This window comes from Pseudarthrobacter sp. MOO14 (genome assembly GCF_058267675.1).
The window spans coordinates 3359499-3384047 of sequence record NZ_CM177849.1; the positions used below are offsets into that span (position 1 = coordinate 3359499).

A 24549-nucleotide genomic window follows, 5' to 3' on the forward strand; every position below is an offset into this window, starting at 1 on the left:
CCGGTCGAAGTCAGACCGGCACCCGGAACGTAAACGTCGTCCCCTTCCCGAGCGTGCTGTCGACGTCGATGGTCCCGCCGTGGGCCTCGACGATCGCCTTGCTGATGGGCAGGCCCAGTCCCACACCGGGGATCGCGGTGCGCCGGACGTTGCTGGTGCGGAAGAACTTGGCGAAAACCTCCGACGCGTCTTCCGGGCTCATGCCCATGCCCGTGTCCGATACCCTGCAGGCCAGGTGTCCGTCCTCCTGCGCCAGCGAGACCACCACCTGGCCGCCGTCGGGGGAATACTTGATGGCGTTGGACACCAGGTTGTCCAGCACCTGCGAGATCCGGGCGCTGTCCACGTGGGCCTCGAGCTGCGGCGGAGTTTCGGCGCGCAGTTCCACCCCGGCCGCGGCAGCCCGCGGCATCGCCGAGGACACACTGCTTTGCACCAGTTCGGCCACGTCAACGGTGTGGGGTGTGACGATCAACTGGCCGTTCCGGCTGGACAACAGGTCCGAGACCAGGGTCAGGAGCCGCTCGGAATTGCGGTGGATGATCTCCAGCATCTCCCGCTGCGACTGGTCCGGTTCGTCGGCGAGCAGGATCTCGACGTAGCCCAGGATGGACGTCAGCGGGGTGCGGAACTCGTGCGAGACGCTGGAGACGAAGTCGTCCTTGGCGGCGAGGGCGTTCACCAGGTCCGTGACGTCGCTGAAGACGATCACGGAACCGGCGAAGCGGCCGTCCGAATCCTTCATGGGCCGGGCTGTGGTCACCAGGGCCCGTTGTTGGCTTCCTTCACCCAGCCACACCAGGTAGTCGGTGAAGGTTTCCCCCAGGACGGCGCGGCGGACCGGACGTTCCGCCACGGGGACCAGGGTCTTCCGGTCCGGGCCGAAAACCAGGAGCTGGGACTCGTTGGGGTCCGCAATATCCTTTGGCCGTGCCAGCTCGTGGTTGGCCCGTTGCTTCCGGTTCATCAGCACGTCGTGGCCGTCGGCGTCCACCGCCAGGACACCAAGGTGCACGGTATCCAGGACGGTGTTCAGCAGCGACTCCTGCCGCTTGCTGGTGCGCAGGCTGGCCCGCAGTTGCTCGTCCTTGTCCTCCAGCTGGTTCTGCTGGCGCATCATGCTCAGCGTCAGGACGCTCACGGACACTCCAATCCCCAGCATCATGACGGGCAGCAGGAGGGACCGGGCGAAGTCCTGCGGGGTGTAGTTGCCTTTCAGGAGCAGCGGCACCCAGATGATGGCCAGTGGACCCAAGAAGGAGAACCACAGTGCCGCCTTGGGGTAGTACCCGGAGGCGCAGAGCCAGATGACGGGAAACACGGCCAGCAGGCTGATTCCGGTAAGGCTTTCCTGGCCGCCCTCGCGGCCTGCACCAATAGAGATGAAGTCCAGCACCGGGATGGCCAGGAAACTGGTGTACGGCAGCCGGTCCCACGGGACGGCGTAGCAAAGCGCCATGAGCACCAGCTGGGAGATGAGAAAAGTGACGAACAGGGGATTGCCCATGGTGTCCGGGAAGAACGCCCACACCAGGAATGCCGTGAGGAGAGTGGTGACGAACAACGGCATCTGGCTCAATGCCACCCGGTCCGTCAGCCGGTATTCATGGAAGGGCCGCTTGAAAAACCGCAGCCGACCGGATGACCAGGCCGTCGGGGCGCTCATCGTTCGGTAGACGCGGAAGTCGGAGTGTTCGAGACCATACCAGCAGGATATCCGCAGCCAGCTATACTTCTGACGTTGGCACTGAGGGGGCTCTATGAGTGAGGCACGTGTGGGTCTGGTCATCGAAGATGACCACGACATTCGGGAACTGGTTCGCACTGTGCTGACCCAGGCTGGATTTGACGTTACCGTCGCCAGTGGCGGCGCTGAGGGCGTTTTGATGGCCAAGAGCCTGAATCCTGACGTTATTACGCTGGATTTGGGACTGCCGGACATTGACGGCTTTGAAGTTTCCCGGCAGATCCGGGAGTTTTCGGACGCCTATATTGTGATGTTGACGGCGCGTACCGAAGAGCTGGATACGTTGATCGGGCTCGAATCGGGTGCGGACGACTACCTCACCAAACCGTTCCGGCCCCGGGAGCTCCGTGCCCGGGTCGCGGCCATGATGCGGCGCCCACGGTCCGTTCCGGACTCCGGCGACGTCGCGGTGGACCCGTCGTCGGACGGCGCCGCCCACCCGGAGCGTGGAAACTTCAGCCACAACGGCCTTGAGTTGAGCTACGCGTCCCGTACCGTAACCGTCGACGGCACGGAAATGAACCTGACCCGCACCGAATTCGAGCTGCTGTACGCGCTCCTCGAGGCGGGCCGCACGGTCCGGACCAAGTCGGACCTGGTGCGCCGGCTCCGGGACGAGGATTACGACGTCGGCAGCTACATCAGCGAGGCTGACGAACGTTCCGTCGAAGTCCACATGGGAAACCTTCGCAAGAAGCTGGGCGACTCGCCGCAGCAGCCGCGGTGGCTGCAGACAGTCCGCGGGGTCGGTTACCGGTTGGCGCCGGGACAACACTGAGCCTGTAACCGGTGGATGGTCTGCCGGCTGCACTGGGTGATGGGCCGCAGGAACGTCGCCGCCAGCCTCGGCAACGCCACCGACATGTCAGCGTGGCGGGCCTCGGCCCTGATTTCGGCTTCCAGGTCCTGGGCCATGCCCGCCAGCCGTTCAGCACCGACCATTTGGCTTGCCGTCTTCAGGCTGAGGACCGCGTCCATTGAACCTTCCAGGTCACCCGTGGTGAGGGCGAGCCTCAGCTTTTCCAGCCGCTCCGGGAGGTAGTCGATGAAGTTGGCCACGAAGACCCGGCCGTAGCCCTCTTCCTCCTCAAGCTCTTCCCGCAAACGGTCCAGGACCGATGGGTCCACCAGCGGTCTGGGTGCATCATCTGAGGTGCTCATGACACTCCTTTCGGCTGACACTGCGGACTCTGGAACCACGTGAAATTGCGGACTCTGGAACCACGCGGTTAGGCGTGGGAACCGGTGTTTGTTCAGGTTAGGACTGTTCCCGGGCGGCATCCGGGGTTGGGAAATTAATTGCGGGTTTCTTGATGAGATTGCGGTTTTTGGCCCTATCATCAAGCCAGTGCTTTTCGCGCTACCACACAAGCGGCCTGGCCGCCTTCAAATCTGGGGATAGATTGCCGTGTTTCGTTCGCTGAAGATTTTTGTCCTGGCTTTGTTGGTGGCCTCCGGATTGGTGGTGGCCGCGGTCCAACCAGCCAGCGCGGCCACCTCGCCTCAAATCACCCTCAACCCGGCGTCCGGTCCGGCCGGCTCCGCCGTGACCGTCGCCGGAACCGGGTTCAAGGCCTCCACTACCGGGACGGTGATTGTGGGTTCGGCGACTTTCGCGTTCCAGACCAGCTCCACCGGGGCGTTCAGTACCGGCATCACCATTCCTGCCGCGTCCACCGGAAGCATCACCATTGCCGCCAAGACCTCGTCCATCAAGGCATCCGCCCCGTTCGTAGTGCAACCGGCGCCGGCCCCTCCCACCGTCAGCAGCGCGGCCCTTCGCTTCGGGGTGGCCAACGCCGGGGGGCCGTTGGCCGGCAGTGAGTTGGACGAGGTAGCCACCCTTGCCGGGGAAAGTCCGTCCATCCTGATGATCTACAAGGATTTCCTCCAAGCGCCTCCGGTGGCTGAGATGGACGCCGCCCGCTCCCGGGGTGCCACCCCGTTGGTCACCTGGGAACCGTGGGCGTGGGGTGGTGGGGTGAACCAGCCTGCCTACGCTTTGGACCGGGTGGCCGCCGGCGATTTCGACGCGACCATCACCCAGTGGGGCCAGTCAATCGCTGCCTGGGGCAAGCCGGTGATGTTGCGTTTCGCCCATGAAATGAACGGCAACTGGTACCCGTGGGCGGAGGGCGTCAACGGCAACCAGCCAGGCGACTACGTGGCCGCCTGGCGGCATGTGCACGACGTCGTCGCCGCCACGGGTGCCGCCAACGTCCAGTGGGTGTGGTCGCCCAACGTGCCCTACTGGGGGTCCACGGACCTGGCAGGTTTATACCCGGGCGGGGGATACGTCGACGTCGTGGCCCTGGACGGCTACAACTGGGGCACGTCGCAAACCTGGAGCAGCTGGGTTTCACCCGTGGACCTCTTTGCCCCGGGCATCACCCAGCTCCGTTCCCTTGCCCCGGGGAAACCGGTCCTGATTGCCGAGACCGCCTCCAGCGAGCTGGGCGGTTCCAAGCCGACGTGGAACACGGACCTGGTGTCCTACCTGGCCGCGCAGCCAGACGTCATGGGCTTCGTCTGGTTCCACATGCAAAAGGAAACCGACTGGCGCATCAACAGCAGCGCGTCGTCGGCCACCGCGTTCAAGTCAGCCTTGTTGGCCCGGAGGAGCTAGGGGATAGGGGCGCTGCTCCGGAACGACGGGTGGCGGGCTGCCGTATCCCGGCAACCCAATGATCTTGTCCTGCCCGGATCAAGGACGGCGGCGGAAACAACCAAAGATTGCCTCAAGATTGCGGTGTCAGGGGCGGCCATCGAGGAACTCGAGCAGGTGGGTTTCGAGGGCTGAACGGTCCTTCATTTCGCACTCCCAGACGGTCAGCACCTTCCAGCCGGCGCTTTCCAGTTGGCGCAGTTGATCGGCGTCGCGTTCACGGGTGCGGGTGCGTTTTGCCTTCCAGAAGTCCGCATTGGCCTTGGGTGCGTGTTGACCCACCCGGCAGGTATGGAAATGCCAGAAGCAGCCATGGACAAAGATCACTTTGTGGCGCCCGGCGAAAACCAGGTCCGGATTGCCCGGGAGCTTGGTGCCGGCGGAGGTGCCGTGCAGGCGGTACCTGTAGCCCTTGGCGTGCAGGAGCCGGCGCACCAGCAACTCCGGTTTGGTGTCCTTGCCGCGGATCCTGGACATGTTCCAGCTTCGCCTCTCCGGGGAGAGCTTGTCCGCGGTGGGTTCGGCCGCGCTGGAGGTGCCTGGCATCTTTCCAGTCTAGGAGTGCTAGATCTCGCGCTCCGGCTGTTCGCCAAAAACGAAGTGCCTGCCGCTCACGGAGGAGGGGGTGATCTCCACGTAGAAGTCTTTGAGCGTGGGAACCCAGGTTTTCAGGCCGAGCTCTTCAATGGCGGCCAGCTCGTCCGAGTTGCTCAGCACGCGCGCCGTGCCCCGCAGCACAACGGACCACGCCTCAGCGGACAGGATGCCATCGGTCTCAAAAAGGACCCGGGCGTTGATGGTCAGCTGCGCCAGTTTGTTCCCTGGTGCCGTCCGGAGATAGACCTTCCGGTTCGACGTCACGTAATTCACCGGAAAAATATCGGGTTCGCCCGCAACGGAAACCACCAGCCGGCCATGTTGCGTGGCCGCCAGAAGCCGCCAGGACTGCTCATCGTCGAGTTCCAGGACGGGATTGCCGTCCGCATGTTCAAACATCATGCCGCCATTGTTCTCGTCCGGCTGGAAACGCACCAGAGTCCGGAGTCCCCTTTACGAAGCATGCAATCCGTGCCGGGAGCAACTGGCCCACCAGCCCAGCGGGGAAACCTGGACCCGGAGCCGGCGGCCGCACGACGCGCAGAAGCGCGGCGGCTCCAGCTGGAGAAGGTCCGCGCACCTGGTGTGGTGGTACGACGGCGGTGCGTCGCCGCCGTCGTCCTCCTCCTGCTTGGGCGGCGCGTTCTCCTCCGCGGGCGCGTTCCCGTGCAGGGAACGGGGCTGCAGTGGAAGTCCGCAGAGTTCGCAGTAGGGCGTCCCAGCTGAAGGGATCAGGTCCGGGGTGCTCACAGGGTTTTCTGCAATTCCTTGATGGGCATGTTCAGGTCCACCAGGAGGTTCAGGTCGGCGGTGGCCGGGCGGCCCAGGGTGGTCAGGTAGTTGCCGACAATCACGGCGTTAATGCCGCCAAGGAGGCCTTGCCGGGTACCGAGGTCGCCGAGGGTCAGTTCGCGGCCGCCGGCGTAGCGCAGCACGGTACCGGGCATGGCCAGCCGGAAAGCCGCGATTGCCCGCAGGGCGTCTTTGCCGTCCATGAGCGGCTGGTCCTGGAGCGGCGTGCCCGGCCTGGGGTTGAGGAAGTTGAGCGGAACCTCGTGTGGTCCAAGGGCCGCCAGTTGCGCGGCGAGTTCGGCCCTTTGCTCCAGGGTTTCACCCATCCCGATCAATGCCCCGCAGCACAGCTCCATGCCGGCATCCTTGACCATGGCGCAGGTTTCCAGCCGTTCCTCGTAGGTGTGGGTGGTGACCACTTGCGGGAAAAAGCTGCGGGCGGTTTCCAGGTTGTGGTTGTAGCGGTGGACGCCCCAGCCGGCCAGCTGCTCCACCTGCCGGCGGGTCAGCATGCCCAGGGAGCAGGCGATATTGATGTCCACTTCCTGCCTAATGCGGTCGATGGCGAACTTGACTTGGTTCATGAGTTTGATGTCGGGGCCGCGGACAGCAGCCACGATGCAGAATTCCGTAGCGCCGGTGGCTGCGGTTTCCTTGGCGGCCTTGACCAGTTCCGGTATGTCCAGCCATACGCCGCGGACCGGGGAATCGAACAGCCCGGATTGGCTGCAGAAATGGCAGTCCTCGGGGCAGCCTCCGGTCTTGATGGAGATGATGCCTTCCACTTCCACGTCTTCGCCGCAATGCCTTAACCGGACGTGGTGGGCCAGTTCCAGGAGCGCCGGGAGTGCCTCGTCAGGAAGGCGGAGGACGTCCAGCAGCTGTTCCCGGGCCAGGCCGGCGCCCTGTTCAAGGACCTGCCGCCTGGCCGTTTCCAGGATGGAGTGGTCCTGCAAGGGAGGGGAATTCGTCATTGCTGTCCTTTGGCTCGCCTTCATGTCCTTTCCTTTCCGACGCTAGTTCGGTGCGCGCCTGCTGTTTTTGTGGACCGCATACAAGGCGGGATCGCGGACTTTGTTGACACCTGCAGTCAATACTTAACGCTGCCGAAACAGTTCCGTGACCGCCCTGTCGTTTCGGCTGGATAGCGTCGCTTCGAGACGTTCCCCTCCCATCGAAAGAGACAGGCATATGAGCCAGGACCTGGATACCCAGCAGTTGCTGGAACCCGCGGCACCCGCCGGGGCCGCCGTCGTCGGACATCCTCCGGCGACCACGACGGCGGGCAACACCGCCGCCCTCAACGCCACCAAGGAAAGCCTGGAAGACTACACGCTCCGGTTCGCGCCGCGTTCCTATCGCAAGTGGAGCGCCGGGGTGGTGGCCACCAGCGCGCTGGGCGGCATCGCGTATCTTGCAGACTTCTCGATCGGCGCCAACATCGGCATTTCCTACGGAACGGTCAACGCGATCCTGGGGATTGTGGTGGCCGCCGTCGTCATCTTCGCCACCGGATTCCCGCTGGCCTACTACGCTGCCCGCTACAACATCGACCTGGACCTGATCACCCGTGGCTCCGGTTTCGGCTACTACGGGTCCGTGGTCACCAACGTCATCTTCGCGACGTTCACCTTCATTTTCTTCGCGCTGGAAGGCTCCATCATGGCCCAAGGCCTGGAGTTGGGGCTCGGAATTCCGCAGTGGATGGGCTACGCCGCGTCCACCATCATCATCATTCCGCTGGTCATTTACGGGATGAACACCCTTGCCAAGCTGCAGGTGTGGACCACTCCGCTCTGGCTGCTCCTGATGGTGGTGCCGGTGGGTTACCTGCTCTTCTCCCACCCCGCGAGCATCGACAGCTTCTTTGCGTACACCGGCGCGTCCGGGGACGGCGGCCCCAACCTGGCATCCGTCATGCTTGCCGCCGGGGTGTGCCTGTCGCTGATGGCGCAGATCGCTGAGCAGATCGACTACCTCCGGTTCATGCCGCCGCGTACCGATGCCAACAGGGGAGCCTGGTGGCGGGCTGTCATCCTGGCCGGTCCGGGCTGGGTGATCTTCGGTGCCATCAAGCAAATCGTGGGGCTGTTCATTGCCATCTACCTGATCGCCACGCTCGACCCCGCCGCTTCGGCAACGGCCAACGAGCCGGTTCACCAGTTCCTGGGCGTCTACCAGGAAATGATGCCGGCCTGGCTGGCCATGACCCTGGCGGTGGTGCTGGTGGTCATCTCCCAGATCAAGATCAACGTGACGAACGCCTATTCAGGCTCGCTGGCGTGGACCAACTCTTTCACCCGGATCACCAAGACCTACCCGGGCCGGATGGTGTTCGTGGTGGTGAACCTGCTGATCGCCCTTGTCCTGATGGAAGCGAACATGTTCGATTTCCTCAACACCATCCTCGGGTTCTACGCCAACTGCGCCATGGCCTGGGTGGTCACGGTGGCGTCCGATATCGCTATCAACAAGTACCTGCTCAAGATCTCGCCCAAGGTGCCGGAGTTCCGCCGCGGCATGCTGTACGCCGTGAACCCGGTGGGATTCGTGTCCATGCTGGTGTCAGCCGGTGTTTCGATCGCTGTCTTCTTCGGGGCGTTCGGGGCCGCCATCCAGCCGTACTCGCCGATCTTCGCCGTGGGCCTGGCGCTGGTCCTTCCTCCGGTCCTCGCGGTGCTCACCCGGGGGAGGTACTACCTGCGGCGCACGGATGACGGCATTGAGCTCCCCATGTTCGACGCCGACGGCAACCCCAGCGACGCCAAGCTCCTCTGCCACGTGACCGGGATGGAATTCGAACGGCCGGACATGGTGCGCTCAGCGCAAGACGCCCCCGACGGCGGACCGCAGTACGTTTCGTCGCTCGCCTTGTCCACCGACAAGACAGGCGAACTGGTGCTGCCGGCCGCGAAATAGCAGTTCATTCTTTTCTTAGGAAGGAAGCCGGTGCCGTATGGCGCCGGCTTCCTTTATGACTTTTCCGCGCTGCGGGCTGGTGGTAGAACCGAGGACGTTGGCCTGTGGATAAGTCTTAGCGCCACATTGTGACCTGGGCTACCCTTAAGTCACTGTTCGGAGCAAGCCGTCTTGAAACTACTGGGGGAATAGCGGCCCATGACACTACAGAAGCCTTTTACGTCGCGCATTTTTTGGTCCCGTCCGCAGCGGTCCACCGCGGGGGCCCTTGTGATTGCGGGCTCGCTCCTGCTGGCCGGCTGCGCGGGCTCATCACCCGCAGATCCAGGCACAACCTCGCCGGCTGCATCGGAGAGCGCCACGCCAAGCGCCGCGGCCACTCCAACCCCGACGCCCAGCGCCGTCTACAAGCCGGCCGACGCATCCGGCCCCGCCCAGAACGTCCCCGTCCCCATGCTTCCTGATGTGGCAAAGACGGAGACGAAGGAAGGGCTCGAGGCGTTTGCTAAGTACTGGTTCGATCTGCTGAATTCCGCCTATCAGACCGGGGACGTTTCCGGATTGCAGTCAGTCACGGACCGAAACTGCGAATACTGCTCGAAACTCACCGCTTCTCTAACCACCAACTATCAAGGCGGTCGATGGTTGGCTGGCGGAAAAATCACTACCCCGGCCATCACTACATCTTTTGAGAGGTCTAGCGACGGCAACTTCCAGGTCATATTGCAGGTGTTGCAGTCTCCAATTAGCTACTACGAGACTGGCGGCAAGGAATTCAGAGCCGCGAGCAATGGGTCGAATACCGGCAACGTACTATTAGCCAATTACGTGGATGGCGCTTGGCGCGTCAACGACCTGCACCCGATACGCTGATGCTCAAGTCAGGGCCGCGAAGTCTTGTAGTTTTACTGGCAATTTTGTTTTGCGCCATCTGCGCGCCGGTCTCTCCCGTATTTGCGGACGATGGTCTTGAAGCTGACTTTGGTGAAGTAGGCATTGATATTGACGGTTGGACTATGGATCCAGCAACCGGTCACATGGTTCCGCCTGAACCCGGCGCCGTTGTTTCTGACCCCAACGAGTACAAATACGAGCTGCAGTGCCACCTTGGCGGCGGAGACTTCGACACGCCCTGCCTTGGCCGACAGCTCGACTGCAAGGACAGGGAAGACGGCGCCAAGGGTATTCCGGTCATGTGGCTCTCGCGGCCACGCGGTGTTCCCGGTGCGGTCTGGGCACACCACTCAGGCCCCACCTGCCTTTACGATGCCAAACCGGAGGATCTCCTGCCACGGATCGCTGCGGACATTCAACGGCAATTCCAGAACCTGCCTGTGAATGCGGGCAGCGTCGTGGCCCAGCCCAGCCCCAATACTCTGCGTGGCGCCGAAACCAATTTCTACGCGGAGGCCGTTGAGCAGCAGTTCGACATCACCATGTTCGGCCAGCAGGTCCATGTCGTGGCAACACCCGTCCAGTACACCTGGAACTACGGTGACGGGACTGTGTTCGGCCCCCAGCCGTCTATGGGCGGTCCCCTCCCGCAGGATCGGTGGGGAGAAAAGACGCGGACCAGCCACGCCTACGCCGCAACCGGGGATTTCCAGGTGGTGCTGACGACGTCCTTCCAAGGCACGTACTCGGTGAATTCCGGTCCACCATTGCCCATCCCGGGCCAAGGCCAGTTCAGCGCCCCGCCGGAAGGCATCAGCGTCTGGCGTTCGCTCACCCGCAACTACGCGGACGACTGCAACGCCAACCCCCAAGGCCAAGGTTGCCCAGGTGCCGTGACACCGCGCTGAGCCCGCTCCCGGATCCGAACGCCCAAAGTCCAAGAATGTGATCCCGGTCCCAGAAGGAATAGTTGCACGCGCCCTACAGTTGGCATGAACAGTACGTCTCCAGCCTTCGAAAGGAACTGCGCATGCTGTTTTCCCCCCTCACCCTCGGCGAACTCGAACTTCCCAACCGCCTGGTGATGGCGCCCCTGACCCGCCTCCGTGCAGGCGAAAAGGGCGTCCCGGGCCCGCTCCTGGCGGAACACTACCGCCAGCGCGCTTCCCTGGGCCTCATCGTCAGCGAGGGCACCTACCCCACTCCCGCCGGCCAGGCATACCCCGGCCAGCCCGGAATCGTCACCGAGGAACAGGTCGCCGGCTGGAAGAAGGTAACGGATGCCGTCCACGCCGAGGGCGGCCACATGTTCGCCCAGATCATGCACGGCGGACGGGTTTCCCATTCGGACATCACCGGGGGCCTGGAAATCGTCGCCCCCAGCGCGGTGGCCATTGACGGCGTCGTCCGCACTCCCGAAGGCAAGAAGCCGTACCCTGTGCCGCACGCGCTGACCACCGACGAACTCCCCATGGTCATCCAGGAATTCGTCAACGCCTCACTGAACGCCATCGAGGCAGGCTTCGACGGCGTGGAACTGCACTCGGCCAACGGCTACCTCCTGCACGAATTCCTGGCCCCCAATTCCAACGTCCGCACTGACAGCTATGGCGGATCACCGGAGAACCGTGCCCGCTTCGTCATCGAAACCGTCAACGCCGTGGTGGCAGCCCTCGGCGCCAACCGGGTGGGCCTGCGCATTTCCCCCGAGCACAACGTCCAGGGCATCTCCGAAACGGATGCAGCGGATGTCCGTGACACCTATGAGGTCCTGGTGGACAGCATCGCGCCGCTCAACCTGGCGTACCTGAGCATCCTGCACCACGAGCCCACCGGCGAACTGGTCCAGGACCTCCGCGAACGCTTCGGCGGCCCCTTCCTGGTCAACACCGGCTTCAGCGTGATCACCACGAAAGAAGAAGCCGTGACCCTGGTGGCCGACGGCCACGCGGACGCCGTGGTGGTGGGACGCCCGGCCATCGCCAACCCGGACCTGGCCCGCCGCTGGAAGGAAAGCCTTCCGCTGAACGAGCCGGACCCGTCCACCTTCTACGCAGAAGGCGCCACCGGCTACACGGACTACCCGGTGTACCAGGGCTAGGCATTTCCCCGGCCAACCCAAATCAAACGACGACGGCGGCACCCAGCGTGGGTGCCGCCGTCGTTGGCTGTCAGGGGTGCTGGTCCCGGGCAGCAGTGCCGCGAGGCCATCCGACGGCCTCCGGCTGAGAATTTATGTGGCCCGCCGGACTCCCTCGGAAGCCGGCGGTGATCAGATGATACTCCAACGAATGGACTCCTGCCAGAGCCACTTTGTGAGTCGGCATCCGGCTCACATCACGGCCTCACGGCCAGTGCCCTCCCGCATCAGCAGCCTGCCGTCCTCAATGGAGACCAGCACGCTTTTGGGCCTGCCGCTGACCTTGGTGATGGCCTTGAGCCCGCGGTTGGTGACTTCAACTCCCACCTGGGCGCCCTTGGCCGGAAGCTCCACCGAAACTTCAGAGGCGATGCCCAGCAACGGATTGGTGGAAACATCCATGTCCCTGCGCACAACTTTGCCGTTGACCGTCACGGTGATGTTGGCTTCTTCAAACCCCTCCTGAAACACGACAAGCAGTTCCCGCATGGTGGCCTCTTCCTCGAGCATGGGTGCCAGTGACTGCAAGACCACTACAGCACTTTGCGGGCCCGAGTGGAATACTCGCTTTTGCTGGCGCTTGCCGGTCAGTGCCGGCCGCGGTGGAGCCATGCGGGCCGGTAGGGCAAGATGTTCTGGTGACCCAACAGCCTGTGCCTTCCCCCGCTTCCACCTCCTCAGCCGTGACCGCCGAGGACCCCATCTACGGCCAGATCGCCGATGAACTGGGGGTCAAGGCCTGGCAGGTGAAGGCGGCGGTAGGACTGCTCGACGCCGGGTCAACAGTCCCCTTCATCGCCAGGTACCGCAAGGAAGCCACGGGGACGCTCGACGACACCCAACTCCGCGACCTCGACGAACGCCTCCGCTACCTCCGCGAACTCGAGGACCGGCGTCGAACAGTGCTTGAAGCGGTTGAGGCGCAAGGCCAGCTGACGCCGGAACTCCGCAGGGCGATCCTGGCGGCGGACACCAAGTCCAGGCTGGAGGACATCTACCTGCCGTTCAAGTCCAAGCGACGCACCAAGGCCCAGATTGCCCGGGAAGCCGGACTGGAACCGCTCGCGGACGCGCTGCTGAAGCGCCCGGACCTCCACCCTGAACGGGAGGCCGCAAAGTACCTCAACAGTGAGCACTCCATTGGCGATGCCGCCGCCGCGCTCGCCGGCGCCAGGGCCATCCTGGTGGAGCGGGTGGCCCAGGATCCGGATCTTGCCGCCACCCTGCGGGACCGGCTGTGGAGCCAGGGCCGGATGGTGTCCCGCGTCAAGAAGGGCAAAGAATCCGAGGGCCAGAAGTTCTCTGACTACTTCGAATTTGCGCAGGCCCCGGACCGGATGCCGTCCCACCGGGTGCTGGCGCTGCTTCGCGGCGAGAAAGACGGCATCCTGGACCTGGATCTCGCCGAAGCCGATCCCTCCGACGACGCCGCGCTGACCGCCGCCCGGGCACGCTACGAGTCCGCGGTGGGCAGGTTCCTCGGCGTCGCTGACCGTGGCCGTCCCGCCGACGCCTGGTTGCTGCAGACCGCCCAGGTGGCATGGCGTTCCCGCGTCCTTGCCCGGCTCACCGCCGACCTCCGGGGCCGGATGTTCGCCGCTGCGGAGGACGAAGCGGTGCGGGTGTTCGCCGCCAACCTGCGCGACGTCCTGCTGGCCGCCCCCGCAGGGAACCGTGCCACCCTGGGACTGGACCCCGGGCTGCGGACCGGAGTGAAAGTCGCCGTCGTGGACGGTACCGGCAAAGTCGTCGCCACGGACACGGTGTACCCGCACGCGCCGGCGCGAAAATGGGACGAAGCCCTAACCACCCTGGTGCACTTGGCCCGCCGGCACTCGGTCGAACTCGTGGCGGTCGGCAACGGGACCGCGTCGCGCGAGACGGACAAGCTCGCCGCGGAACTGATCAAGCTGCTGCCGGACGTGGACCGAAAGCCACAAAAGCTCGTCGTGTCGGAAGCCGGCGCCTCGGTCTACTCAGCGTCGGCGCTCGCCGCCGCCGAACTCCCGGGGATGGACGTTTCGCTCCGCGGCGCCGTGTCCATTGCCCGGCGCCTGCAGGATCCACTCGCCGAACTCGTCAAGATCGATCCCAAGTCCATCGGCGTGGGCCAGTACCAGCATGACGTGACAGCGTCCAAGCTGGACCGGAGCCTTGACGCAGTGGTGGAGGACTGCGTGAACGCCGTGGGCGTGGACGTCAACACAGCTTCACCCGCGCTGCTGAGCCGGGTGGCTGGCGTCGGACCATTGCTGAGTGAAAACATCGTGGCGTACCGCAATGAACACGGCCCCTTCTCCAAGCGGACCGACCTGAAGAAGGTCCCGCGGCTGGGCGCCAAGGCGTTCGAGCAATGCGCCGGCTTCCTCCGGATCACCGGGGGAGCGGAACCGCTTGACGCCTCGAGCGTGCACCCGGAATCGTATGCCCTGGCGAGGAAGATTCTGGTGGCCGCCGGGTCGGCGCCCGCGACATCCCTGGACCCCCGGAACTTCGTCGACGATACCTTCGGGCTCCCCACGGTCAAGGACATCCTGGCCGAGCTGGATAAACCCGGCCGGGACCCACGCCCCGCCTTCGCCGCAGCCACCTTCTCGGAGGGGATCGAGAAGATCTCGGACCTCAAGCCCGGCATGGTCCTGGAGGGGACGGTGACCAACGTTGCGGCGTTCGGGGCGTTCGTGGACGTGGGAGTGCACCAGGACGGACTGGTTCACGTTTCGGCCTTGGCCAACCGGTTCGTCTCCGACCCCCGCGAGGTGGTCAAGTCCGGGCAAGTGGTGCGCGTCAAAGTCTTGGAGGCTGATCCGGAACGGAAGCGGATTTCGCTGACCCTAAGGCTCGACGACGAACCGGCCGGCGGCGGGGCAGCTTCGGGGCGGCGCGGCCCGGGCGCCGGTAAGACGGAGCGGACTGGAAAGCCTGAGCGCGGCGGAAAACCTGACCGCGGCGAGCGTGGTGGCCGCCCCGACCGCCAACAGCCAAAGCAAGCGGCCGGAGCGCCCGGCTCTGTCCGGTCGGCTCCCAAACCCCAGCCCGGCAGCAATACGGCCATGGCCGAGGCGCTCCGGAAAGCCGGCCTGGCTTAGCAGCCTTGCGGTGAGCCCGGACACGCTGTTATCCGGGCCCACCGATCATGCGGGGCCGTCCGAACCTGGTCCGGACTCCCGGCGAATAGAGCACTGAATCCGGCGGCCCGTCAACAGTGATCCCGGCAGCTCCAATCAGTCCATCGGTTAGCTGCCGCACCTCCGCGTGGAAGAGCGGCCACGCCTGGTGGGTGTTCGGCACGTAGGCGGTCCGGCCCAAAAAGCGGCCGTGCATCCCGAACCTCGCGGTCAGGAAGACAGACAGGGAATCAGTGGCCGGCTCCCGGAGCTTGGGGACGACCACGAAGTCGCTCCGTGCTCCCGTGCTGCCAAACCGGCGCACGGTGTAGCCGACTGGAAATTCATCAGTGGACCCGGCAGCGTCTCCGCCGGGATGCTGTGTTCGGCTCCTGGCGTCCGGAAAGGGCGGACGTTGCCGGATACGCGACCAGACGTAGGGGATGGCAGCCGCCCGTGTGGCCAGGACCACCGGCAGCCGGTTCGCATCCAGGCTCAGGAACACCACTCCGCGGGTCCCGTCCGGCTCACGGGAGTACAGCCGGACGTTCACCTCGTTGAAGCTGCCCAAGTACGGAACGCCTGGGCCGCGCCCAAGCCCCGCCTGCTCCATGCGAAAGCCGATCAAACCCACCCAGGAACTGCCGTCGAACACGTCCGGCCGGATTCCCTCAGGCATGAACGCCGCTGCCTCCGCCTCCGGGGTACGCCAGTGAAGGAAAACGGCCTCAAGCCAGCGTTGGTCGGAGAACACCGGCGCAGGAAGTTCCGGAGGCCGCGGCCACACTCCTGCCGCACTTGCACTTCCGGTCACAGTCAATCGACTCCTTCGCTGGACACGGCCGCCGACGCTCCTAGTTCAAGGGACGCGTGTTCTCGGGAAGCTGTCCGCCGGCGAGCAACGCGGCCGCGGTGTCGGCCAGTGCGGTCAGTGCCACGCGCTGTGTCCACGGACCGTAGGAGATGCGGGCAACACCCAGTTCCTGCAGCCGGGCCGGGGGAAGGGACCCGGGGACGTTGATGACGGAGACCTTGTTCCAGCCAATACCCTCGACCAACGCGGTGACGGTAGGCTCATCCAGCAGCCCGGGCACGAAGACTGTAGTGGCACCCACGTCCAGGAAGGCCCTGCCGCGGGCGATGGCGTCCGGCAGCACCTCGCCGGCGTCCCGGTCCTTGCCCTTGAGGAAGGCGTCGGTCCTGGCGTTAAGGACGAAATCGATCCCTTCCGTTGACGCGGCGTGCACCACTGCTGACATTTGGTTGACCGCATCCGCCAGCGGCCTCATCTGGTCCTCGATGTTTGCCCCGACGATGCCGACGCCGATGGCCTTGCGGGTGGTCTCCCCGGGGTTGCCGTAGCCGGACTCCAGATCGGCACTGACGGGAAGATGCGAGGCGGCGGCGATGCGGCCAACGGCGGCGATCATCTCGTCGACGGGAATGTTCTCGCCGTCTTCGTAGCCCAGCGAGGCCGCGATGGAGTGGCTTGCCGTGGCGAGAGCGGTGGTGCCCGGGACGTCCGTGATGACTTTGGCGGTGATGGCATCCCACACGTTGACCACTTGAAGGATCTCAGGGGCCTGATGGAGTCGGAGCAGTTCGGACGCTTTGGTGCGAAGAGTTTCAGCCATGGCTGAAGCCTAACGGACGTTGCAAGGGTAACGGCGGGGCATAGCGCAAACCTCTATTCCCAGGCGCGGATTAGCCCCTGCCAGGGATGGGCCCGACGGCGCGGTCCCAGGCGCCTTTATCCGGCAGGGGCGGAGGCTCCGGGGTGGGCTGCCGCCGGGTCCTTTTGCCAAGGCCAGCGACCCGTGATCTCAAGCTCCAGGGAAAAGCTGAGGAAGGTCCTGATCAGCACAATGACGGCCAACACCCCGACGCTTTCGAACGTCGGAGTGACCGCGACAGTGCGGATGATGTCCGCAGCGACCAGTAATTCAAGGCCCAGGAGGATCGAACGGCCCAGCGACTGGCGGTAGGAGCGGTAGAAGCTCAGTCTCTTCGCCCCGGCCGGGACCTGCCGCGGCTGGTAACCGCGGATCGCCAGCGGGAGGGACACCAACGCCCCAACCACCATGACCGCAACCCCTGCAAAATCGACCAGCTGGCCGGTGGCTTCAATGATCTGCCTGAATTCCATTCCCTGCCTCACTTAGAGCCTGGCATGTGCCGCCCGACGTGGAACCGACTGGGGCACGGGGCCGGGCTACGGATGGCGGCTGCCGTTCCCTGCGATGACGTCCCTGTACCCTTCCCGGAAGGTGGGAAACGTGAAGTTGACCCCGGTGCTTCGGAGCAAGTCGTTCCGGCAGCGCTTGTTGCCGCCGCGGGCGGGACCAGCATCGCCCGCCTGGGGTTTGGGCAGCCCGAGTTCGGACGCCAGGAAACGCAGTACGGCACCCAGATCGGCCGGTTCGTCGTCCACGCCGACGTAAACCGGAGCAGGGACATCCGCCATGGTGGCCAGGTGCACGATCGCCGCCGCGGCGTCATCCCGGTGGATCCTGTTGGTGTAGCGCACATCGTCCGGAATGACGGCGGAGCCGCTCCGCACCTGGTCGATCAGCCTGGTCCGGCCGGGTCCGTAGATGCCACCCAGCCTGAGGGCCGTGGTGGCGCTCCTGCCGGAAAGCCGGCCGTGCAGGAGCTCCTCGGCCTCAAGCAGCACCTTCCCGGAGAAACCACCCGGGTTCGGCTCCGTGGCCTCATCCACCCAGCCGCCCGCTGCGTCCCCGTACACCGCCGTGGAAGACACAAAGAGGACACGTTCCGGTGTCACGCCGTCCCGCTCCAGCGCATCCAGCACATGTGCCACGCCGCGTACATACGCAGCACGGTATGCCTCCTCTGAGGGGGCATCAGCCGCAACAGCGATGACGACGGCGGTGGTGTCCGCCGGGATCGGCGGCAGGTCTGCGGATCCCAAGTCTGCCGCGGCTCCCTCGATGGCTGCCGGCAGTTTTTCGGGGGACCGCCGCCACCCTATGACCCTGTGGCCAAGGGCGGCGAACCGCAGGCCCGCCTCGGTGCCCAGGTCGCCGCACCCTGCCAGCAAAACAGTCATGGCTACGGGGCCTCGACCGGAAAGAACACCCGGGGGTCCTGCAGCAGGGCGGGGTAGGCGAATGCCGAACGGTCCATGATCTCCAAAACCTCGAAAGTCCTGCCAAAGCGGCCGTCATCAAGGGTGATCGGACGGCCCACTACCTGGCCGAGCGCGAACTTTGCCCCGTGTTCCAGCGGGACAGCGACGGGCGTCTTCCCTGGGAGGGTGCGGAATGCCTCCTCCTGCGCCTGCCGTTTACGGGTGGGCTTCTTCACCTGGGGCCTGGGCGGCGCCTTCTTCGGGGCGCGGGACGGACGCCGGGAACCGTCGTCAACATAGACCGGGGCGTAACCATCGTCCCCGGCTGACGCCGCTGCGGAGGCGTTTCGGTTCACCGGCGGAAGTGCCACCGTGGTGAGCGACTGCGGGTCGACGTCGTCGTGAGGGTCGCGGAGGATCCACAACAGGTCTCCGTCCGGCTCCTGCGGCAGGAACTCGTGCCGCGGCTCCGGCCAGACGTAGTCCATTGCCGGAATGGCGTCCGGGAAAACGGAGGCGTAGAACTTGGGTTCCTTGTGCACCAGCTTGGACCGGTGGCTCAGGTGGAAGTCGGGCTCCCCGAGCCACGGCGGCATGATGATCCTGGCGGCGTAGTCCGGGTGGGCTGCCTGCGGCGCGAACTCGGCGATGTTGGCCCGTGTGTTATCCGGGTGGCCCCGTTCCATCCACTCGTCCACCATCGCGAGCCCATACATGGTGAGGGCAGGAACGTGGCCCATCCACATCCGGATCGCCGGGTGGGTCTGCCAGCCGTATTCGGGGATCACCAGGGCACGGAGGGTTTGCAGCGCTTCAACCCGCTGCTTGCCCAGCCGCGCGGTGTCCAGGGCTGCGGCGCTTTGGCGGAAGTCAGGGTACGGGAGGAAAGTTTGCATCCATTCAGTCTGACGGCAGCCGGCGGAAGTGCCAATTGCTGTGCCGGCGGCCACACCCCTGGCCGGCCCGTGGCGCGGTCTCCGCCACCAAGCTTGTCCAGATAATGGACGCATACATACGGCTCCCAGGTTAAACCACTAAGATCTCGGCAACCACCCCAGCGTTTTGGAAGCTCACTCATGACATCTACACCTGAAAAGTCCACAGCCGCCGACCGCCCGGCGCTGCCCCGCTACGGACAGATGCTCGGCCCCGAAGCCCAGGGCATCCTGGTCCTCGACGAGTTCACCATCGATCCCGCAGCCGCCCGGAAGGACCAACACCGTTTCCGCGACGGCATGGCCGCCGTCGCCCGGACCGTCCGCCGGATAGCCGCCCTGCGCGTGGTGATCGCGTTGGTCGCCATCGGAAACCTGCCCCTGTTCCTGCTCTCGAGCGGATGGTGGATCTACGCCGTCTCGCTCACCCTCGTCGTCGCGGTACACAGCGCCGTGACACTGCTGAACCGGCACGAGCCCCGGCTCAAGCAGCGCTCCGCGCTGGAACTGCACATGCATCGCGAACGCAGCGCCAACTACCGCAAGGTTCGCGACGCCGTGAAGTACATGATCGACACCCCCAGCCGCATGAACGAGCACCTCTACCTGGAACTGCTGGCCGTCAAGCGGGTGGCATTGAACCTGGCGCACGGAACGGTGGCGCTGCTGGATACCAGCGACGACTCCGCCTGGAAGGTGCGGATCGTCCGCGAACTGCCCGCCGCCTGACTGACCGGCGCGTCCCCGCCGCGGCAGCGGACACCGGCTTAAAAGAACGACGCCGGCACACCCCTTGTGGGGGCGTGCCGGCGTCGTCTTTGGTCAACGGAATTTGTCTATCGCCGACCTGTCTGTGGCGCCTTGGGAGGCGGTGCGGCCAAGGCCGCTGCCGTTACGCGGGGAGCTGGATGACCTGTCCTTCGAACACCAGGTTCGGATCGGAAATGGTATCCAGGTTGGCGTCGGCAAGGTGCTGCCAGCCGCCCTGGATCCCCAGCTTCTGGGCAACGATGCTCAGGGTGTCGCCGGCCTGCAGGGTGTAGGTTTCACCGCTGAGCGGAACGGACGTTGCGTGCCGCGGTCCCTGCTGCACAGGAGCGCTCTGCACCTGCGTGGCCTGCTTGACCGGGGCGCTCTGGACGGGCGCGCTCTGCACCGGTGCACCGCCCCCGCCGCTCAGGCCGAGCTGCGACGCGCAGGAGGGCCATGCGCCCCAGCCCTGGGAAGCCTGGACCCGTTCGGCCACCGCGATCTGCTGTTCGCGGCTGGCGTCCGCCGGCGAGCCGGTGCCGCCGTAGGCAGCCCACGTGCTTGAGGTGAACTGCAAACCGCCGGAGAAGCCGTTGCCGGTGTTGGTGGACCAGTTGCCACCGCTCTCGCACTGGGCCAGTGAGTCCCAGGTGGAGGTGGGGGTTGCCGCGTTTGCGGCGGTGGCGGAGAGGGCCAGGCCTGCCGCTGAGACGGCGGCAAGGGTGATTCCACGGCGTGCGGCAGTACGGAATTTGGTGTTGTTCATGATGTGATGCTCCCGAGGGCCACCAGCGCTGGTTCCGTCCCCGGAGATCGTCGCGCTACTGCCCACCCCTGACAAATAGAGGTCAACGTCGGTGGCTGCCGCTGGGCAGTTCTGGTGGAGGCAGCACCGGGCAATCAAAAAGCCCGCCAAACGGGCATGCATTTCACGCTAAGACATAGCCTTGGCGTTATCAAATCGGGACTGGGCCGGGTGTTGGCTGGCAGTTTCCTGGCCGAGTGCGGTTGCCAGGTAGGGAGCGGTCCGGCTTTCCACGGACTGCGCGACAGCCGCAGGTGTGCCCGCGGCCATGATGCTGCCGCCTTTGTCCCCTCCGGACGGCCCAAGATCAATGACCCAGTCAGCACCGGCCACAACGGCCATATCGTGTTCAACCACCACCACGGAGTTTCCGGCGTCCACCAGGCCGTGGAGCTGTGCCATCAGCAGCTGCACGTCCGCAGGGTGCAGCCCGGTGGTGGGCTCATCGAGCAGGTAGAGGGTGTGTCCGCGCTGCGCCCGCTGCAGTTCTGTGGCGAGCTTGATCCGCTGCGCCTCGCCGCCGGAAAGCTCCGTGGCGGGCTGTCCCAGCCGCAGGTAGCCCAAGCCGACGTCGCGCAGGCTGGTAAGGCTCCTCGCCGCGGCAGGAACGTCCGACAGGAACTCGGAGGCGGCGTCCACGGTCATGGCCAGGACCTGGGCCACGTTCTGGCCGTGATATTCCACCTCAAGGGTTTCGGGGTTGTAGCGGGACCCGCCGCACTCCGGGCATGGGCCGTAGCTGCCGGGCAGGAACAGCAGTTCCACCGCCACGAACCCCTCGCCCTGGCAGGTCTCGCAGCGTCCGCCGGCCACGTTGAAGGAGAATCGCCCGGCGCCGTAGCCGCGGGCCTTGGCTTCGTCCGTGGCGGCGAAGACTTTCCGGACCGCGTCGAAGAGTCCGGTGTAGGTGGCCAAGTTGGAACGCGGGGTCCGTCCGATCGGTTTCTGGTCAACTTTTACCAGCCGGTCGATGTGTTCCAGTCCGGACACCGGGCCGACGCTGAGCGGGGCGCTGAGCTCCCCTTCGTCCACTCCGTCGTCGGCTGCGCCCGTGGAAACGGCGCCCGGCCCGTCGGGACGCAGCCAGCCTCCTGCCACCTCGGCCAGGACCTGGCTGACAAGCGTGGATTTGCCGGACCCGGAGACGCCTGTGACAGCGGTCAGGACACCCAGGGGGAACTCAGCGTCGAGGCCTTGCAGGTTGTGGCGGCTGATGTCCCGCAGCTCCAGCCAGCCTGCCGGTTCGCGGTCACGGCCCCGGGCGTCGTCGTCCGCTTCCTGACCGGAGAGATCCGGGAACAGGTACGGCCTGGTGACCGAGTCCTCCACCCCGGCCAGCCCGTCCACCGGACCGCTGTAGAGCACCTCGCCGCCGCCCTCGCCGGCGCGCGGACCCACGTCCACCAGCCAATCGGCGTGGCGGACAACGTCCATGTTGTGCTCCACCACGAACACCGAATTGCCGGAAGATTTCAGTTGCTCCAGCACCTCCAAAAGGGGCTCTGCATCGGCAGGATGGAGCCCTGCAGAGGGCTCATCGAGCACGTAGACCACGCCGAACAGCCCGGAGCGCAGCTGGGTGGCGATCCGCAGCCGCTGCATCTCGCCGGGGGAGAGCGTGGGCGTGGAGCGGCCCAAGGCCAGGTAGCCCAGCCCCAGGTCCAGCAAAACGGTGACGCGCTGCAGCAGGTCGCGGGTGATGGCGACGGCCACCTCGTTGGCTTCGCCGGAAGACTGCTTCCTGGACGCCGTCCCGGCTGAGGCCAGCTCGGTGGTGGGGCGGATGATGCCCGCCAGCTCTGTCAGTGGTACCGCGTTGAGCTCGGCGATCGTCCGCCCCGCGAACGTCACTGCCAAGGCCTCAGGCCGCAGGCCGCTGCCACCGCACAGGGGGCACGGACCGGATTCCATGTATGCAAGCACGCGTTCGCGCATGGACGCGCTCTGCGAATCGGCCAGGGTGTGGAGGACGTAGCTCCTGGCGCTCCAGAACCGGCCCTTGTACGGTTTGGCCACGCGGTCGCGCTGCGGAGTGACTTCCACCACCGGCTGCTCCTCCGTAAAGAGGATCCAGTCCCGGTGCTTCTTGGGCAGCTTCCGCCAGGGAACGTCGACGTCGTAGCCCAGGTGGGTGAGGATATCCCGCAGGTTCTTACCCTGCCAGGCGCCGGGCCACGCGGCGATGGCACCCTCGCGGATGCTCAGCGACGGGTCCGGGACCAGCGAGGCTTCGGTGACGGTGTGCGCCACACCCAGGCCGTGGCACTCCCTGCAGGCACCCGCGGCCGTATTGGGGGAGAAGGCATCCGAGTCCAGCTGTGGGCTGCCCTCCGGGTAGGTGCCGGCGCGCGAGAAGAGCATCCGCACCGAGTTGGAGAGCGTAGTGACGGTCCCCACCGTGGACCTGCTGCTGGGGGCGCCGCGGCGTTGCTGGAGTGCGACGGCGGGCGGCAACCCGCTGATCAGCTCCACCTTGGGGTTGTGGCCCTGCTGGATGAGGCGGCGGGCATACGGGGCGACGGATTCGAAGTAGCGCCGCTGCGCCTCGGCGTAGATGGTGCCAAACGCCAGGGACGACTTGCCCGAGCCCGAGACGCCGGTGAACGCCACGATCGCGTCACGGGGGACATCCACGTCGACGTTCCGAAGGTTGTTCTCGCGCGCTCCCCGGACCCGGACAAACCCGTCCGCGGCGGGGCTGGGAGCCGGGTCCTGCAGGTCATCAGTGTGCTTGGCGTTCTGCATTGGTTTGACTCTAGTGGTGATTCGGCCGCCGGGCATTATCCTGTCCGGATGGAAACCTACGCCGGCGGCAGCACCAGGCCCGAATCCGAAGCGGTCCCCGCGGAACCCGCGGTCCCCACCAAGCCCCTCCCGGTGGCCGAACTGCACCTGCATATCGAAGGTACGCTTCAGCCCGAGCTCATCTTTGCCCTGGCCGAGCGCAACGGCATTGTCCTGCCTTACTCCGGGTTGGAAGAACTCCGCGAAAAGTACGAGTTCACGGACCTGCAGTCATTCCTGGACCTCTACTACGCCAACATGGCCGTGCTGCGTACCGAGCAGGACTTCGCGGACATGACCCGTGCCTACCTTGAGCGGGCGGCCGCCGCCGGTGTCCGGCACGCCGAAATCATGATGGACCCCCAGGCACACCTGTCCCGCGGCGTCCCGCTGGAAGCATGCGTCAACGGCGTGGCCTCGGTCCTGGCCACGTCCCGGGAGGACTACGGCATCTCCACCATGCTCATTGCCGCTTTCCTCCGGGACCTTCCGGAAGACTCGGCCATGGAAGTCCTGGAGCGGCTGCTGGCCATGGACGCTCCCATCGGAGCCATCGGCCTGGACTCGGCCGAGGTCGGAAACCCGCCTTCCAAGTTCAAGCGGCTCTATGCAAAGGCCCGCGCGGCCGGCCTCCGGCTGACGGCGCACGCAGGGGAGGAAGGCCCGGCGTCGTACATCATTGAGGCCCTGGACCTCCTGGGCGTGGAACGCATCGACCACGGTATCCGCTGCATGGATGACGCCGACCTGGTGGAGCGCCTGGTTGATGCCCGGGTTCCCCTCACCGTCTGCCCGCTGTCCAACGTGCGGTTGAGGGCAGTGGACACGCTCGCTGACCATCCCTTGCCCGCCATGCTGGCCGCGGGCCTGAACGTCTCGGTCAATTCGGACGATCCTGCGTACTTCGGCGGTTACGTGGATGACAACTTCGCCCAACTGACCGCGGTGTTTGAGCTGTCCGACTTTGACAGGGCCCGCCTGGCGGCGAATTCCATCCACTCTTCCTTCGCCTCGGAGGAGCGGAAAGCTGAGCTGCTGGAGGAATTGAACAGCCGGGAAGCCACCGCCTGAGCACCCGCTGTGCCGCGGGCAACAGTGCGGCTCCCGGGCCGGTAAACTGAGAGCCGCAGGCGTGTCTGGGGAGTGCAAGGCAGCACCCATGTCAGCGCTTGAGGGTTATGCAGCCGGCCCTTACCCGAGACCTCCGCCTCACTTGCGGGACTATCCGCTTCATAGTCGGTCACGACACGCAGAGTTAACCAATTAAAGTCGCGCGATTTAATAGGCAGTTGGCAAGATGCCTAAGACCGATCGCTTTTATAT

General features: G+C 65.4%; 23 protein-coding genes. 9 read left to right on the forward strand and 14 right to left on the reverse strand.

Going from position 1 to position 24549, the window contains the following annotated elements; translation table 11 throughout:
• Nucleotides 1-10 precede the first annotated feature (10 nt).
• Nucleotides 11-1666 carry a sensor histidine kinase gene (locus tag AC4EEV_RS15675; RefSeq protein ID WP_133832487.1) on the reverse strand — a complete coding sequence of 552 codons (1656 nt, stop codon included), beginning with the start codon at nt 1664-1666 and terminating at the stop codon, nt 11-13.
• 94 nt (nt 1667-1760) lie between these two features.
• Here AC4EEV_RS15675 and AC4EEV_RS15680 point away from each other — a divergent pair, with 94 nt between their 5' ends.
• Nucleotides 1761-2525, forward strand: coding sequence for a response regulator transcription factor (locus tag AC4EEV_RS15680; protein ID WP_026264707.1), 765 nt, complete (start codon nt 1761-1763; stop codon nt 2523-2525).
• On the opposite strand, the gene AC4EEV_RS15685 is transcribed toward AC4EEV_RS15680, so the two are convergent.
• Nucleotides 2498-2908 carry an Hpt domain-containing protein gene (locus tag AC4EEV_RS15685; RefSeq protein WP_018762219.1) on the reverse strand — a complete coding sequence of 137 codons (411 nt, stop codon included), beginning with the start codon at nt 2906-2908 and terminating at the stop codon, nt 2498-2500. The genes AC4EEV_RS15680 and AC4EEV_RS15685 overlap by 28 nt on opposite strands.
• Nucleotides 2909-3155: 247 nt before the next feature.
• On the opposite strand from AC4EEV_RS15685, the gene AC4EEV_RS15690 reads away from it, so the two are divergent.
• On the forward strand, nt 3156-4373 hold the full coding sequence (locus tag AC4EEV_RS15690) for a glycosyl hydrolase (RefSeq protein ID WP_491329386.1): 1218 nt from the start codon (nt 3156-3158) through the stop codon (nt 4371-4373).
• 126 nt (nt 4374-4499) lie between these two features.
• On the opposite strand, the gene AC4EEV_RS15695 is transcribed toward AC4EEV_RS15690, so the two are convergent.
• The 4 genes from AC4EEV_RS15695 to bioB are packed head-to-tail and all read right to left on the reverse strand — an operon-like array spanning nt 4500 to nt 6775.
• The gene (locus AC4EEV_RS15695) at nt 4500-4958 is read right to left on the reverse strand and encodes a very short patch repair endonuclease (protein WP_018762221.1); all 459 of its coding nucleotides are present in this window, start codon (nt 4956-4958) and stop codon (nt 4500-4502) included.
• Between the two features lie 18 nt (nt 4959-4976).
• Nucleotides 4977-5411, reverse strand: a complete 435-nt coding sequence (locus AC4EEV_RS15700) for a pyridoxamine 5'-phosphate oxidase family protein (protein ID WP_026264709.1) — start codon at nt 5409-5411, stop codon at nt 4977-4979.
• A gap of 51 nt (nt 5412-5462) precedes the next feature.
• The gene (gene bsaP / locus AC4EEV_RS15705) at nt 5463-5759 is read right to left on the reverse strand and encodes a biotin synthase auxiliary protein BsaP (RefSeq protein WP_491329387.1); all 297 of its coding nucleotides are present in this window, start codon (nt 5757-5759) and stop codon (nt 5463-5465) included.
• Complete coding sequence (gene bioB, locus AC4EEV_RS15710; RefSeq protein ID WP_285318492.1) at nt 5756-6775, reverse strand: biotin synthase BioB; 1020 nt, start codon at nt 6773-6775, stop codon at nt 5756-5758. Before bioB ends, bsaP begins: the two co-directional genes overlap by 4 nt.
• Before the next feature lie 217 nt (nt 6776-6992).
• On the opposite strand from bioB, the gene AC4EEV_RS15715 reads away from it, so the two are divergent.
• The 4 genes from AC4EEV_RS15715 to AC4EEV_RS15730 all read left to right on the forward strand — a co-directional run bounded on the left by AC4EEV_RS15715 (nt 6993) and on the right by AC4EEV_RS15730 (nt 11715).
• Nucleotides 6993-8720, forward strand: coding sequence for a purine-cytosine permease family protein (locus tag AC4EEV_RS15715; protein ID WP_491329388.1), 1728 nt, complete (start codon nt 6993-6995; stop codon nt 8718-8720).
• Between the two features lie 198 nt (nt 8721-8918).
• The gene (locus tag AC4EEV_RS15720; RefSeq protein ID WP_491329389.1) at nt 8919-9593 is read left to right on the forward strand and encodes a DUF6318 family protein; all 675 of its coding nucleotides are present in this window, start codon (nt 8919-8921) and stop codon (nt 9591-9593) included.
• Between the two features lie 143 nt (nt 9594-9736).
• The gene (locus tag AC4EEV_RS15725) at nt 9737-10522 is read left to right on the forward strand and encodes a hypothetical protein (RefSeq protein WP_491329390.1); all 786 of its coding nucleotides are present in this window, start codon (nt 9737-9739) and stop codon (nt 10520-10522) included.
• A gap of 122 nt (nt 10523-10644) precedes the next feature.
• Nucleotides 10645-11715, forward strand: coding sequence for an alkene reductase (locus tag AC4EEV_RS15730; protein WP_109863813.1), 1071 nt, complete (start codon nt 10645-10647; stop codon nt 11713-11715).
• 231 nt (nt 11716-11946) lie between these two features.
• On the opposite strand, the gene AC4EEV_RS15735 is transcribed toward AC4EEV_RS15730, so the two are convergent.
• On the reverse strand, nt 11947-12264 hold the full coding sequence (locus AC4EEV_RS15735) for a hypothetical protein (protein WP_018762229.1): 318 nt from the start codon (nt 12262-12264) through the stop codon (nt 11947-11949).
• A 128-nt stretch (nt 12265-12392) separates the two neighbouring features.
• Here AC4EEV_RS15735 and AC4EEV_RS15740 point away from each other — a divergent pair, with 128 nt between their 5' ends.
• A complete protein-coding gene (locus AC4EEV_RS15740; RefSeq protein WP_491329391.1) occupies nt 12393-14843 on the forward strand; it encodes a Tex family protein in 2451 nt (816 codons plus the stop codon).
• A 28-nt stretch (nt 14844-14871) separates the two neighbouring features.
• On the opposite strand, the gene AC4EEV_RS15745 is transcribed toward AC4EEV_RS15740, so the two are convergent.
• The 5 genes from AC4EEV_RS15745 to AC4EEV_RS15765 all read right to left on the reverse strand — a co-directional run bounded on the left by AC4EEV_RS15745 (nt 14872) and on the right by AC4EEV_RS15765 (nt 18848).
• Nucleotides 14872-15615 (reverse strand): YqjF family protein, encoded by a 744-nt coding sequence (locus AC4EEV_RS15745; RefSeq protein ID WP_491330901.1) that lies wholly within the window; start codon nt 15613-15615, stop codon nt 14872-14874.
• Between the two features lie 100 nt (nt 15616-15715).
• Nucleotides 15716-16495: an isocitrate lyase/PEP mutase family protein gene (locus tag AC4EEV_RS15750; protein WP_491329392.1), complete on the reverse strand. Its 780-nt coding sequence runs from the start codon at nt 16493-16495 to the stop codon at nt 15716-15718.
• 116 nt (nt 16496-16611) lie between these two features.
• Nucleotides 16612-17007, reverse strand: a complete 396-nt coding sequence (locus AC4EEV_RS15755; protein ID WP_491329393.1) for a DUF1622 domain-containing protein — start codon at nt 17005-17007, stop codon at nt 16612-16614.
• 66 nt (nt 17008-17073) lie between these two features.
• The gene (locus AC4EEV_RS15760; RefSeq protein WP_491329394.1) at nt 17074-17931 is read right to left on the reverse strand and encodes an SDR family oxidoreductase; all 858 of its coding nucleotides are present in this window, start codon (nt 17929-17931) and stop codon (nt 17074-17076) included.
• Nucleotides 17932-17933: 2 nt separating this feature from the next.
• Nucleotides 17934-18848 (reverse strand): MSMEG_6728 family protein, encoded by a 915-nt coding sequence (locus AC4EEV_RS15765; RefSeq protein ID WP_491329395.1) that lies wholly within the window; start codon nt 18846-18848, stop codon nt 17934-17936.
• Between the two features lie 180 nt (nt 18849-19028).
• Between AC4EEV_RS15765 and AC4EEV_RS15770 the strand changes: the two genes are divergently transcribed.
• Entirely contained in the window at nt 19029-19616 is a 588-nt protein-coding gene (locus AC4EEV_RS15770) for a hypothetical protein (protein WP_491329396.1), read from the forward strand.
• Nucleotides 19617-19779: 163 nt separating this feature from the next.
• On the opposite strand, the gene AC4EEV_RS15775 is transcribed toward AC4EEV_RS15770, so the two are convergent.
• Together AC4EEV_RS15775 and AC4EEV_RS15780 are read right to left on the reverse strand one after the other, a co-directional pair.
• Nucleotides 19780-20403 carry a transglycosylase family protein gene (locus tag AC4EEV_RS15775; protein WP_491329397.1) on the reverse strand — a complete coding sequence of 208 codons (624 nt, stop codon included), beginning with the start codon at nt 20401-20403 and terminating at the stop codon, nt 19780-19782.
• 168 nt (nt 20404-20571) lie between these two features.
• Complete coding sequence (locus AC4EEV_RS15780) at nt 20572-23187, reverse strand: excinuclease ABC subunit UvrA (RefSeq protein WP_491329398.1); 2616 nt, start codon at nt 23185-23187, stop codon at nt 20572-20574.
• A gap of 48 nt (nt 23188-23235) precedes the next feature.
• Between AC4EEV_RS15780 and AC4EEV_RS15785 the strand changes: the two genes are divergently transcribed.
• Entirely contained in the window at nt 23236-24297 is a 1062-nt protein-coding gene (locus AC4EEV_RS15785) for an adenosine deaminase (protein ID WP_491329399.1), read from the forward strand.
• Nucleotides 24298-24549 lie beyond the last annotated feature (252 nt).